The organism is Paraglaciecola sp. L3A3 (genome assembly GCF_009796765.1).
Taxonomy (GTDB): Bacteria; Pseudomonadota; Gammaproteobacteria; order Enterobacterales; family Alteromonadaceae; genus Paraglaciecola.
Genome location: NZ_CP047023.1, coordinates 1,793,404 through 1,805,860, shown reverse-complemented (window position 1 = coordinate 1,805,860; position 12,457 = coordinate 1,793,404). Strand labels below are relative to the sequence as shown.

Sequence of the window (12,457 nt, the reverse complement as noted above, 5' to 3'; positions counted from 1 at the left end):
ATAACAGCACTTCAGGAACACGCATTCCCTATGGCCTATATAATTCTCTGTGTACGCTTCACCTATATTGTTCGTCTAGTCACGAATGCATCGCTGATAAGTATTTCACCAATCCTAGACTCCGCCATAGGCGCAACACTCGATACAGGTGGCTGGCTAAACCTTACCTGACAGGGACTTACACCCTGCAAGATGCATCAAGCTTCGCTTGACGCACTAACGCCTCAATCAGCCGCAGGAGCAAAACCAACTGTTTTTTGTACTGCTGAATTGACTTGTTATAAATCACTTTACCACTCTCATGTAGGCAGGTAACCGGACTTTACCTACTTTTTGAACCTTTTGACCTAAAAAGGCTTCTCTTGCATTATCAATGATACTCTCCAGTTTACCCAAATAGTTTTCACATAACTCCTCAATAGGTTTATGTTTTAATTCGTGATCTTCAGGGACTGGTAGCTCACTAAAGTGTTGCCTTACATCAGCCATACTTGTTGGAAGCTCAACATAATAGTTTTCAGTAGTTCCATCAGGCAATTCAATAACCCATCCACTTCCTCCTAATTGATCACCAATAAAGAAACTCTTTGCTCCAGGAGGTGGATTTCCGAGCTTTGACATATTCCCAGGATTTATATTTACTCTAGTTGATGTTGAAATAGGTAACTTACCTTGTTTTAAAATTTCATTCCTTAAAGTTACGAAATACTTCATTAGTACGTCAGATTTTAAACTTTCTTGGATAGGCAAATACCAAGTAGAAAATTCTTTTTCACCGACAGGTGTTTTCAAGTTTTGGATTACAAAAGTAACAGACCTACCAAATACAATCAGGTTTCTTAAACCTGAAGTTCGCCTTTTTTTATCAGACAAATCCTCAAAACCAAATTGAGCAGTTTTAAGTGTTTCTTCTGCCTTTTTGATGATTGCTTCTATTTCCTTGATGGACACCATACTCTCCGTGATTTATAACAGTTTATTAGTGCGACCTTGCAAGATCGTTTACCTTGTAAGCTACATTACCTTTTATGGCTGAAAAGTCCAATGTCTGCAATTCGCTCAAAACTGCCAGTCAGGTGACTGGTTTAAACCTATTCATCGAAACTGTATGATCATATATGTGAGCTACTACAAAAAATTAGCGGTACAGTCATCATTGTATTCGTTGAAATAGAGAGTATAACGCAAATGGATTCCGGCCTAAAAGCTCACCGGAATGACGACTGGCTCAACTATTCAGCAACAATGGCGACAAACGTTAGTGTGATTCTTATACTTCAATATATCTACTCGCCGCTATTTGTCACTTTCAAACTGCTTAATGCTGCAACAGCCAGACCCACTCGGCTTTATTCTGCTCTTAAGTGGCGGAGCCATGCTTGGTGGGCGAAGCACATGCTTTTGATTTTCTCGGCGTAGTCGATGTTGTTGTTTTACCCGCGACTACAAATTCCCCATCAAATTTTGGGCTTGTCGAATGTCCTAACAAGGACGTTTGGGTGAAAGCTGATTATTTAGGAACGAAGTTCCGCCAGCTTAAACAGCTCAACAAGGATGTTGAGATTGGTTACCGATCATCAGGGATGTGTGATTTACCAATTCAAGGTTACTCTACCTTGCCGTTTCGACATTAAAGACAAAAATTTTATGGATTAGACAAAAGTTTCCGGAAAACTTTTGAACAGCTTTAGCTGGTTCACGTAGGGCATGGATAGCCCGAAGTAAATTTGTTTGGAGTGCGGCCCTTTTTACAAAATACATCCATATATTTTGCCCTACGGGTCAACCTTCGGTTGTTCAAATTCATTCCCGATGAATTTGTGTTTACTTTTTGCGGCTGTTGGGAAAAAGCAAATTGAGCCGCAGGCGACCGCCAGGGATGGCGGAAGGTAGAATAACGCAGGACGCAGTTATCGAGATGAGGCTTGAAAAAAGGCATGGATGCCGTGAGCAACGCGAATGCTTGGTGAGCGCAGCGAATAAAGTAAGCGTAGTGAATTATTCTAGTGCGCGCAGCGCAACCCTACTCTCTTCCGGGCAACTTTTTCCAAGTCACTTTATCTCGTAAATACACAGGTTGGATGTCATCTACGTCAATAGCTAATCCATTTTCTATATCTTTTTCAGCCAATGACAACATGTACTTAGCATTGGGATAGAGTATTGGTGCTAAGATTTTCAATGATTGCTCTGGGTTTAAACCAGCATAAGCCTGCCACCCAGTACCCACACCCACACCCACAGTATTTTGCTCACTTTTGATAAGAGCCTGCGCTTCTTCAGGCGGTAATACTTGTTCATCACCCACTAAACTCATCACACCTTGATTATTTTGATAATGAGCAAAATAGACTTCTGACATTCTGGCATCAATGGCGGCATAAACCTCAGCAGCTTGTGACTGCTCAGAAGCTTGTTGTGCCATAGCTGCTAGGGTCGAAACAGCAATTACTTTATGCCCAGTGCCTAAAGCCAGACCTTGAATAATTCCGGTGGCAATCCGTACCCCTGTAAAACTACCTGGGCCCCGTCCGAAGCCAAGATAATCAACATCTTTAAGCTGTACATTCGCCTCTTTTAAAACCTCATCTATCATGGGTAAGATACGCTGGCTATGCTGCTGGGGGCACACCTCAAATTGACTATAAACTTGTCCGTTGATTTGCAAAGCGACTGAGCAGGCTTCTGTTGCAGTTTCGATAATTAATATGTTCATTGGTCTTTCTCATGATCGTGGATCTGATGCAAAAAATCTATCGCCTTCTGTAGATCTCGCGTTCTGTGCATGTCAGGTAAACTACCCATAAAGATCTTGCCGTAATCTTTAGTCACTAACCTATTATCACAAATCACCAAAACGCCTTTATCGGTTTCATCTCGAATCAAACGGCCGGCACCTTGTTTTAATGCAATTGCAGCTTGAGGAATTTGTAATTGACTAAATGGATTTCCTCCGGATTTTCTGCAATCTTCTATACGGGCCTGTAACAAAGGGTCATCAGGTGAAGCAAAAGGTAATTTATCTATTAATACACAAGTTAAATCGTCCCCTCTCACATCAACCCCTTCCCAAAAGGCACCAGTTCCCAGAAGCACAGCATTTTTATTAGCCAAATAATTCTCTAATAAAGCGCGTTTGGTAGTTGTACCTTGTACCAGAATAGGATTATCTATTTTATCTTCTAACTGACTGGCAATCGCTCGTAAGGTGGCATGACTGGTAAATAATAAAAAGCATCTTCCACGACTAGCTTTGACTAGCTTGATTGATATATCTAAAAGGGTGTCACGCATTTCTCGTGCATTAGGCTCAGGCAGAAATCTAGGTACACACAACATAGCCTGATTAGGGTAATCAAAAGGGCTGTCTAAAGATAAGGTTTCAGCATTATTTAGCCCCATCAGTCGTTGAAAATGACTAAAACCGCCATCTACCATTAAGGTAGCAGAAGTAAATACCCAACTGCGTTTAGGCTCGGTTATAAAGTCAGCAAATTTTTTAGCGATACTTAAAGGGGTCAGGTGCAGGCTAATATGTCGCATAGTGGTTTCGTACCATAAACTGACACCTAATAAACTAGTGTCAGTTAAACGACTCAGTTTTCCTCTGGCCTCAGATACTCGTTCGAATATATTGTCTAAGTCTTTATCACGCCCCACATGCAATTTTAATACTTCATATAAAACCGTCAAACTATCTGTCAGTTTACTCACTTGTGTCTTTATTTCTTCGCGCATTAACATTTGACGCCAGTTGCCCTTTTGCGCATTTTCAGGAAACAACAAGCGTAAATCAGCGGCTATCATGCGGCATTTTTCTGCTGCACTTTGCAATTGTTTGGCATCTTTTAGTACTGTGCGATAAATCACTTCAATATCGCGGCTCATATCTTGTATCTGGCGACTGGATAAACTTTCGCCAAAATATTCACTGGCGATATCGGGGATTTGATGAGCTTCATCAAATATCACAAGATCCGCTTCGGGGATCAGTTCACCAAAGCCCGTGTCTTTTAGCGCCATATCAGCAAAAAATAAATGATGATTAACAACAACCACATCAGCATCTAATGCTTTACGACGGGCTTTAACCATATAGCACTCTTCGTAATCTGGGCATTCTTTGCCTAAGCAATTATCGGCGGTAGAGGTGACAAAGGGTAATACTTTGGCATCTTCTGCCAAGGTTTTCATATCTCCCATATCCCCGGTTTTGGTAGTCGAAGCCCATTCTCTCACTTGGGTAAATTCAGATAGGGTTTGTTTTTCTAATAAACTATTTGCGCCATTTTGCCCTAAGCGATGTAAACATAAATAGTTTGCCCGTCCTTTCAATAAGGCCGTTTTACGATTTGAACCTAAGGCTTTTTTTACCACAGGCAAGTCGCGATGAAAAAGTTGTTCTTGTAGGTTTTTAGTACCAGTAGAAACAATCGTTTTTTTATCTGATTGCATAGCAGGCACCAAATAGGCAAAAGTTTTGCCAGTGCCAGTACCTGCTTCAACTATTAAGGGGGTTTTACTTTCAATTATTTTTTCTACAGCCACAGCCATATCGGTTTGTGCCTGTCGTGGCACAAAACCGTCAATAGCTTGAGATAACTTGCCATCAACAGCAAACAAAGAAGAAGTTTTCGACATATGACCTTAGGGGATTATCTATAGCAACTGAGAAAAAACAGATTATGCCAAAAACTTTGACAACTAACGAGGTGAAACTGGAATAAAACCTTAGTAATACCAATTCCAACCCATCAACAAAAAAAGACTAATCTTGGATCTGAATACCCAAAGTAGACATTATTTGGTAATAACTAAAAATAACCACTAAGAAAAACACTAACAAAATAATTTCATGTTTGAAATGATGCTTGAAATATACCAAGCGATCTTTGTGATGAAATACATCCATTAGTTCATCGCCAAAACGAATAGATAAAAATGTCCCCACAGCAGATAAACCTACAATTGCCCAATAAGGATATGGGTTTAATATGATAACTTCGCATAAGCGCGTAATAAAAGTGGTCTGGTAATATTCTGGAGAATAAAAAATTGCCAGTAGATTAATGGAAATGGCGATAGCCCACACCACAATCTCAGATACGACCATCCGAATACCAAACAATAATCGCAGCGGAAAATCTAACAAAAAACCGGCATCAGCCACTGGGGTACATAAAACAAAAAAGCTCCAAGTAATTAACGCCGCAACCCCGCCGGTCAAAAAATCATACTGATAAGTTAAGTAACCAAAGTAGCCGACTAAAATCATCAACAATAATAAAAACTTAACTAACACTTGTCGTTTGGGGGCAACCATAAAAAACATTCCTACTCATTTAACATTTGGTCAAATAACGACCAAAACTGGTACATCGGCAGTTATGTTAAAACAGCAAACAAATATCTCCAACTGACTTTAAAGCAAACTGGATAAATAAATCCCTACAAAGTAAAACTTTGTATTTTGCCAATTTTTTATTTCGTGTTACTTTCTGACACAATATTTTTTGGAGAATAAAATGCCTAAAGCCAGTGAAATTAAAAAGAATGCAGCCGTAGAACATAACGGCAAAGTATACCTAGTAAAAGACATTAACAAATTAACACCTAGTGGTCGTGCTGGGGCAAGTTTGTACCGTATGCGTTTATATGAAGTAGGTACGGGCGCTAAAGCCGATGAAAGTTTTAAAGCTGACGAAGTATTAAACACAGTAGAGTTTAACCGAAATAAAGTCACCTATTCATACCTTGATGGCGATGAATATGTATTTATGGATAGCGAAGATTACAGTTCTTACTTTTTAAATAAAGACACCATCAGTGAAGAAGCCCCATTTATCACCGAAGATACCAAAGGTTTACAGATATTATTAGTTGAAGGTGATCCCGTTGGCATTGAACTGCCAGCAGCCGTTGAGTTAGTTATCTCTGAAACTGATCCTTCTATTAAAGGTGCTTCTGCCAGTGCCAGAACTAAGCCTGCAACTTTGACCACAGGTTTAGTAGTACAAGTTCCTGAATATATTTCTAGCGGTGAAAAAATCAAAATTAACACAGCTGAATCGAAATTTATTAGCCGAGCTGATTCTTAGTATAATCAACCGAATTTATCACCCACTTTAAGTCAATTTAAAGGTGGGTGACTTCACCTTTAAGTATTGCACTAATACGGTAAAGTGATAGCCCCTAAGATAAAAATCCAACCAGCAAAAAACAACTTCAGATTTTTAGGAGAAAAATATAGCACTAACCTTTTAGCGAGAACCCCACCAATGATGGCCCCAGCACCAGCAAACAATAATACAGGCCAATAAATGGCTTTAGTTACAAACACATGAAATATAACACCACCCCACACTGTAAACGCACTCAAGATAACGGCAGCAGCGATAGCAAAGGTTACATTAAAACCACGCACTATCAGATACACAGCTAACAGTTCGCCTACGCCAATTGATAACCAAGCAGTGATACCACCACCAATCCATGTAATAACAAGAAGTGCAAAACAATCAAATTGAGATAATTTGCTGTTGCCGCCACGATCTTTAAGCCAAAAAACAGAGGAAAAAATAGCCAAAGATAAAGCAATAGAAAAAAAACCAAAACCTACATGCAGACTTTGAGGATCACTAAAATTCACAAAAAAATGAGGTTGCAGCTGAACCATCCACACACCAATAATGGATGCAGGCACAGTTAACAAAATAACTTTAGATAATGACTGCCAATTATCTTTTTCACAATTATGAGTCAACTGTAGTTTACGGTAATAAGACCACCAAGTAATTGCCCCAGCAGTCATGCCACAACATTGAATAGCAAAACTAGTAGCAACTGAAGCGGCAACAGTAAAATCTAACTGATTAAAAAAAGGGACAAACACAACCCCACCACCAGCGCCAGTTGCGTTAGCTAATACGGCACCAAAAATCCCTAAGAGGGTGAAGCCAGCATATTCTTGCAGTAACAACCATGGCTCTACTTGATAAAAAAATATGCCAATCCAAAACAGCAACAAAATCAACCGAATACGTGTTGCCGATAACATTGAATTCATTAAAAATTGCCTACTATTATTAAAAGAAAAGAACCCACTGCGGACTTTGCCAGATATTCACCGTTTTGACAAAGCGTATGAATAAATTGATCGAGGCTGAAATTATTTTTTGTCCAAAAACAAAGAATAGAAAGTCAGTACATCAGATTTATTATAAATAAGGCAAAGCTAATAATATCAACCCGGCTATCCACAAGGTTTCAAGCAGCAACAAAATAATAGGCCTGATACCTACAGTTAAAATCTGACTCAAGTTTGACTTCATGCCAATGGCAGCAATTGATATCACTAAAGCAAATCGAGAGATATCTTCAGCCCCAGATGTAATAAATTCAGGCACAGAGACAAAACTATTTATCGTCATTAACAGCACAAAACCGACTAAAAAAGCGGGTATTTTCGGCCCTCCCGCTTTCATTCCTTGATCAATATTCAGTTTAAACACCAACAAAATACACAATACAACAGGCATTAAAAATGCAACTCGTACTAATTTAGTCAAAGTTGCTAAATCGCCCGCGGGCTCTGATACCGAGTATCCCGCACCTACAACCTGTGCCACATCATGTATGGTGCCACCAAGAAAAATGGAAGTACTGACATCATCTAAATTAAATAGTCGAGCCACTATCGGGTATAGCACCATAGCGATAGTCGAAAAAGCGGTCACCCCAATTATAGTGAGCAAGGTGTCTCGATCTTTATTTTTATCATTGGGTAAGACCGCAGATATCGCCATAGCTGCAGAAGCGCCACAAATACCAACAGCACCACCAGTTAATACACCAAAGCGTTTTTGTAAGCCAAAAGCTTTGGCTAATAACATGCCTACACCAATAGTGCTGACGATAGCCACCACTAACAGCAATCCTGTTTTCCAACCCAAAACTAACAAATCACCAAATGCCACACGTAAACCTAATAACGCCACACCAATACGTAAAATATGGCTGGCAGTAAATTCCACCCCTTGTTTACAATTTGTGCCTTCATACAAAAAAGACATGGCAATCCCTAACAACAAAGCAAACAACATAGCGGGCGCACCATAGTGCTCACTTAAAAACAACGCGGCTAAACCCACAATAATCGAAACAATTATGCCAGGTAAATTAACCTTAAAATCGAGCCAATACTGCATTTATAATTCACCTTATCTACATCGCTCCCCATTTTTCCCTAATTTAGCAACAATTGAAACCTTGTGTGGTTAGAAAAGCAGGTAAATACAGACTGGAACAGGATGGAGTAGAATGAGGTATTTTATAAAATAGCTAAAAATTAAAGCGTTTCACAGAGAGGTACTGAGCACATATCAATGGCAAAAACAGAAGCTAAAAAAAGTAATCTTTGCTCTACCCAACCACGCATTTTCTCATAACTTTGGCCAGTAAATTTATCTTCGCCACACAAAAATGAGCGACGAACACAATAGGAAATAAAATGACAAATTTTTCTGGAAAACTTTGAACAGCTTTAGCTGGCCTCGCAGAACTGAATAACAGGGATGTAATTCATAAAATAAGGTGTATCAATCAGGCTAATTTGAGATTTACGTGACTGAGGCATACATACCATAGTTGGTTATTTGAAAACCTTGAAGCTAAGAACATCTAGAAAAAGTCACCCAATAATCATGGCTGCCTCAGGACCATTCTGCACCACTTTTTTATCAAAAGAAGTAGGCGCAAAAAGTTTACACCTACTCAAGCCAATGGCCTTGCAAACCCTCAGTCTTGAAATATTCTGAAAGCTAAAGCCCTAAAAAGGCATTCATGTGAATGTCTAAGCATCACGTGTATTAAATTCATAATCAGTAGATGCTTTAGCCTCTGCTGAAGTCTGTTTGTCCATTACACGATATTCACTTTTCCAATTATTTTTAGTTACCGTGCTTCGTAAATAACCCCGTTTGTCACCATTAACATAATGTACATGCTCGTTAAGCGGAGCTGCATCATGAACTGCACTTTTCCAAGGACAATTTGATGAAATGGAGCTAGTCGCGAATTCATGGCCTACTATCGATGAATTGGAATCTAAAGGGTCTCGATGAATAGTATTCGCATTAGCGCAGTGCCAATCGCCGCTGAGTACCACGGGGTTAGAAACGTCGGCAAGCCTGTCGATTATGCGTTGCCGTTGAATTGGATAGCCGTCCCACTGATCCATATTCCATTGCTTTGCTTTATCATTCTCGGCATAGCGATAAGGCGAGAACCAAGTTTGTTGTGCTAAGACATTAAATTCAGCGTCCGATTTACGTAAGTGTTCAAAGAGCCATTTTTCCTGTGCTTGGCCGGTCATTGTTAGAGTTGGATCTTGTAACGCATCACACGGAAAATCTGCAGGAAAGCCCTGACCACAAACTTGATCACTGCGGTATTGGCGCGTATCCAATAGATGAATCTGTGCCGGTCCCATACGATAAACATCGTGCATGTGCAGTGTTGCATCGATCCCATTTATCACCGGAGGATGCTCCAGTGGCATGTGCTCATAGTAGGCTTGCAGCGCGGCGAGACGCCTCACCTTAAATTCTAGTTCAGTCTGCGCCCAAGGGTCTTGTGGGGTGTTGTTTGCCCAGTTATTGTCAATTTCGTGATCGTCCATCGCGACAATCCATGGGCTGGCTGCGTGTGCAGCCTGTAAGTCCGAGTCGAGTCGATACAGCGCATAACGGTTTCGGTAATCCCAAAGTGTGGTGATTTCGGCACCATTGTGCTGGCGAACAACCTGACGTTCGAGATCCTTTGAATTATTTTCGTCGCAAGTATAGAGGGGTCTTGCTGCGCCCTCGTAAATATAGTCCCCAACGTGAATTACGCAGTCTGGGGCCCATTTGGCCAAATCCCGGAACGCTCCAAAATACCCACTTTCGTAGTGTTGGCACGCCGCTAGCGCCAATGTCGTCGTTAAAGCTTGACTATCGCTTGTGCGAGTTCGGCCGATGGGGCTATCGTCATCACCCAAGTAAAACTGATACCAATATTCACGGCCTGGCCTGAGTCCATCCACCGTCACATGAACAGAATGACCTTTGATTTCTGATGTTTGTACCACCCCCTGACGAACCGTGGTTTTCATCGAAGGATCGGAGCATACGCGATAGCGCACTGCAACAATACCCGACGGCATCCCCCCGCCTTGTAACGGCTTCGGCGCTAAGCGAGTCCACAACACAACGCTATTATCACGCGGACACCCCGAGGCAACTCCTAAAGTGAATGGGTATTGAGTAGATGAGCCGAAGCCTAGTAAAGGCGTGAGTGCCACAAGCGAACTTGAAGCCAATAAAAAACGTCTGCGTGAAAACATGATAAACACCGAATAGATTGAAAGCTCTCAATTGTGGGGCTCTGTGATTACAACTTAATGGCAGATTTATAAAAAATTTATTAAATACCGTTAAAACGTGAGTTGTAATAGCATTCTAGCTAAATTAGTAGCTAGTCACTGCTTTCAATGATTCCGGCCTAAAAGCACACCGGAATCATGGGCTTGATGTTAGCTTTCCTCTTTTACTATTTTTGGGCTTTTCTTTTTGAGCGAAGCGCTCTATGTCCCTGTGGTGAATATTTTTTAATCTTTTCGAAGCAGCCGCATTATTAATCTCGGTGCTACTCTGTGACATATTCTTTTGCGTTTATCTTTTGCTCGAATCACAAATCTGTTTTCCGCTAACATTTATCCTAGCGACTACTTTATCAAACATAAACATCCAAGTGTTTTGGTCCTTTCGGCTTTTTGGGGTTATCGCCATCTTCTTTTGTCTCAGTTGCAGTTTTATTTTGACCGTCTTGCTGTTCTGCAACTTTTTCAGCTTGTTGTTTGTTTTGTTTCTTTTGTTTTTTATTTTTTTGCTGTTGCTGCCGTGCTTCTTTTTCTTCCACGTGCAACTCTTGCTCTTCATCGCTAAGGGGTTTAAGTGAATCTGCTTTGCTTATTTTTTCAACTTTCTGAGTTTCTGTTGTAATGGGCACTTTGCCCTCTCTGGGTAAAATAGAAAAAAGTAAATCGCTGGTCATAATTTTTTCACCTCAATATTTATAATATTTGACCTATTTTTGAGCAGTTAATTCAAAATATATAAGGTCTACATACCATAGTCGATTTTATTGTAAGAAATAGTCAACTTTCTCTACATTTAGCATTGCATTAATCGAGCCGATTGAATAATGTATGCGCCATAGATTGCCGCTACATTTTAATAACGGCAGTAAAACTAATTGGGTAAGACAAAATTTTGAAAAATACACTGCAAGCTGTCCATCACCATCATAAAGCTTAACCTTTCAGGTTCGAGCTGGAAGGTTATTGAATCCTTCTAGCGGTGCAGAAAATTTTCTCAACCCCCGGAAGGCAACTTTCGGGGGTTTTTCATTTTAAGGCATTTTGAGAAATATCAGTTAACTCAAAATGTTTTAGGTTTAATCCAATAGCTACAAAACAGATTTTTGAATATTAAATAAGGCACATTCATCATGAGTGACAGTAAAAGACTTCGTATTGCAGTACAAAAGAAAGGCAGATTAAGTGACGACAGTATTGCACTGTTAAAAGCCGTTGGCATTAAATTGCAAATTCGTGACCGTTTATTAATTGCCCATTCGACTAACCAGCCTATCGATTTATTATTAGTCCGTGATGACGATATCCCAGGATTAGTTATGGACGGTGTGGTTGACCTTGGTTTTATTGGTCAAAACGAACTTGAAGAAAAAATGCTTGAGCGCCAAGCTTCTGGGAAAGCCGCAGATTATATTGAATTACGTCGTTTAGATTACGGTGGATGCCGTTTATCTTTAGCTGTACCCAATGAAATGGACTACCAAGGCATACAGTCGCTGCAAGGCAAAAAAGTGGCTACCACTTACCCTTATTTATTAGAACGTTTTTTCAAACAAGAAAACATCAATGCCAGCACAGTCATGTTAACGGGTTCTGTTGAAGTTGCTCCTAGAGCCGGCGTAGCTGATGCCATTTGTGACTTAGTTTCTACTGGCGCCACCTTAGAAGCCAATGGCTTACAAGAAGCTGACGAAATTTTTGTATCTCGTGCAGTATTAATTCAACGAGCAGCCCCATTAAGTGAAGAAAAACAATCACTTATTAACAAATTATTACCTCGTATGGATGGCGTGACTCAAGCCAAAGAAAGCAAATACATTATGTTGCACGCTCCTAAAGCTTACTTAGAACAAGTAAAAAGTTTATTACCAGGTTCAGAAAACCCAACGGTTTTACCCCTTTCAGGTAACGATGACATAGTGGCTATTCATGTCGTTAGCCCCGAAACTTTGTTCTGGGAAACCATGGAGAAATTAAAATCTCTGGGTTGTAGTTCGATATTGGTTATGCCAATCGAAAAAATGATGAAATAGGTACACA

General features: G+C 40.2%; 11 protein-coding genes, 1 pseudogene and 1 other annotated feature. Of the genes and pseudogenes, 3 read left to right on the top strand and 9 right to left on the bottom strand.

What is annotated here, in order from left to right:
* Nucleotides 1–285 precede the first annotated feature (285 nt).
* Nucleotides 286–954, bottom strand: coding sequence for a hypothetical protein (locus tag GQR87_RS07535; protein ID WP_158968046.1), 669 nt, complete (start codon nt 952–954; stop codon nt 286–288).
* Between the two features lie 428 nt (nt 955–1,382).
* On the opposite strand from GQR87_RS07535, the gene GQR87_RS07530 reads away from it, so the two are divergent.
* A complete protein-coding gene (locus GQR87_RS07530) occupies nt 1,383–1,634 on the top strand; it encodes a hypothetical protein (RefSeq protein WP_158968044.1) in 252 nt (83 codons plus the stop codon).
* A gap of 389 nt (nt 1,635–2,023) precedes the next feature.
* Here the strand turns inward: GQR87_RS07530 and tsaB are convergent, their stop codons facing one another.
* From tsaB to GQR87_RS07515, 3 genes are all read right to left on the bottom strand, one after another.
* Nucleotides 2,024–2,716: a tRNA (adenosine(37)-N6)-threonylcarbamoyltransferase complex dimerization subunit type 1 TsaB gene (gene tsaB / locus GQR87_RS07525; RefSeq protein ID WP_158968042.1), complete on the bottom strand. Its 693-nt coding sequence runs from the start codon at nt 2,714–2,716 to the stop codon at nt 2,024–2,026.
* On the bottom strand, nt 2,713–4,641 hold the full coding sequence (locus GQR87_RS07520) for an ATP-dependent DNA helicase (RefSeq protein WP_158968040.1): 1,929 nt from the start codon (nt 4,639–4,641) through the stop codon (nt 2,713–2,715). Before GQR87_RS07520 ends, tsaB begins: the two co-directional genes overlap by 4 nt.
* A gap of 127 nt (nt 4,642–4,768) precedes the next feature.
* Nucleotides 4,769–5,323 (bottom strand): hypothetical protein, encoded by a 555-nt coding sequence (locus tag GQR87_RS07515; RefSeq protein ID WP_199271702.1) that lies wholly within the window; start codon nt 5,321–5,323, stop codon nt 4,769–4,771.
* Between the two features lie 202 nt (nt 5,324–5,525).
* Here GQR87_RS07515 and yeiP point away from each other — a divergent pair, with 202 nt between their 5' ends.
* Nucleotides 5,526–6,098: an elongation factor P-like protein YeiP gene (gene yeiP / locus GQR87_RS07510; protein WP_158968036.1), complete on the top strand. Its 573-nt coding sequence runs from the start codon at nt 5,526–5,528 to the stop codon at nt 6,096–6,098.
* 71 nt (nt 6,099–6,169) lie between these two features.
* Here the strand turns inward: yeiP and GQR87_RS07505 are convergent, their stop codons facing one another.
* The 5 genes and pseudogenes from GQR87_RS07505 to GQR87_RS07490 all read right to left on the bottom strand — a co-directional run bounded on the left by GQR87_RS07505 (nt 6,170) and on the right by GQR87_RS07490 (nt 11,094).
* Nucleotides 6,170–7,066, bottom strand: coding sequence for a sulfite exporter TauE/SafE family protein (locus tag GQR87_RS07505; protein WP_158968034.1), 897 nt, complete (start codon nt 7,064–7,066; stop codon nt 6,170–6,172).
* A gap of 151 nt (nt 7,067–7,217) precedes the next feature.
* On the bottom strand, nt 7,218–8,207 hold the full coding sequence (locus tag GQR87_RS07500; RefSeq protein WP_158968032.1) for a YeiH family protein: 990 nt from the start codon (nt 8,205–8,207) through the stop codon (nt 7,218–7,220).
* A gap of 164 nt (nt 8,208–8,371) precedes the next feature.
* Nucleotides 8,372–8,635, bottom strand: a pseudogene (locus GQR87_RS22625) (hypothetical protein); the annotation flags it as partial.
* A gap of 216 nt (nt 8,636–8,851) precedes the next feature.
* Nucleotides 8,852–10,384: an alkaline phosphatase gene (locus tag GQR87_RS07495; protein WP_158968030.1), complete on the bottom strand. Its 1,533-nt coding sequence runs from the start codon at nt 10,382–10,384 to the stop codon at nt 8,852–8,854.
* 389 nt (nt 10,385–10,773) lie between these two features.
* The gene (locus tag GQR87_RS07490) at nt 10,774–11,094 is read right to left on the bottom strand and encodes a hypothetical protein (protein WP_158968028.1); all 321 of its coding nucleotides are present in this window, start codon (nt 11,092–11,094) and stop codon (nt 10,774–10,776) included.
* Between the two features lie 241 nt (nt 11,095–11,335).
* Nucleotides 11,336–11,447: a sequence feature (His leader region), on the top strand.
* A 103-nt stretch (nt 11,448–11,550) separates the two neighbouring features.
* On the opposite strand from GQR87_RS07490, the gene hisG reads away from it, so the two are divergent.
* Entirely contained in the window at nt 11,551–12,450 is a 900-nt protein-coding gene (gene hisG / locus GQR87_RS07485; protein ID WP_158968026.1) for an ATP phosphoribosyltransferase, read from the top strand.
* Nucleotides 12,451–12,457 lie beyond the last annotated feature (7 nt).

Excerpts from the sequence above, each read along its gene's own strand:
- GQR87_RS07535 (WP_158968046.1), bottom strand. The coding sequence starts at position 954 with ATGGTGTCCATCAAGGAAATAGAAGCAATCATCAAAAAGGCAGAAGAA.
- tsaB (WP_158968042.1), bottom strand. The coding sequence starts at position 2,716 with ATGAACATATTAATTATCGAAACTGCAACAGAAGCCTGCTCAGTCGCT.
- GQR87_RS07520 (WP_158968040.1), bottom strand. The coding sequence starts at position 4,641 with ATGTCGAAAACTTCTTCTTTGTTTGCTGTTGATGGCAAGTTATCTCAA.
- GQR87_RS07515 (WP_199271702.1), bottom strand. The coding sequence starts at position 5,323 with ATGGTTGCCCCCAAACGACAAGTGTTAGTTAAGTTTTTATTATTGTTG.
- yeiP (WP_158968036.1), top strand. The coding sequence starts at position 5,526 with ATGCCTAAAGCCAGTGAAATTAAAAAGAATGCAGCCGTAGAACATAAC.
- GQR87_RS07505 (WP_158968034.1), bottom strand. The coding sequence starts at position 7,066 with ATGAATTCAATGTTATCGGCAACACGTATTCGGTTGATTTTGTTGCTG.
- GQR87_RS07500 (WP_158968032.1), bottom strand. The coding sequence starts at position 8,207 with ATGCAGTATTGGCTCGATTTTAAGGTTAATTTACCTGGCATAATTGTT.
- GQR87_RS07495 (WP_158968030.1), bottom strand. The coding sequence starts at position 10,384 with ATGTTTTCACGCAGACGTTTTTTATTGGCTTCAAGTTCGCTTGTGGCA.
- GQR87_RS07490 (WP_158968028.1), bottom strand. The coding sequence starts at position 11,094 with ATGACCAGCGATTTACTTTTTTCTATTTTACCCAGAGAGGGCAAAGTG.
- hisG (WP_158968026.1), top strand. The coding sequence starts at position 11,551 with ATGAGTGACAGTAAAAGACTTCGTATTGCAGTACAAAAGAAAGGCAGA.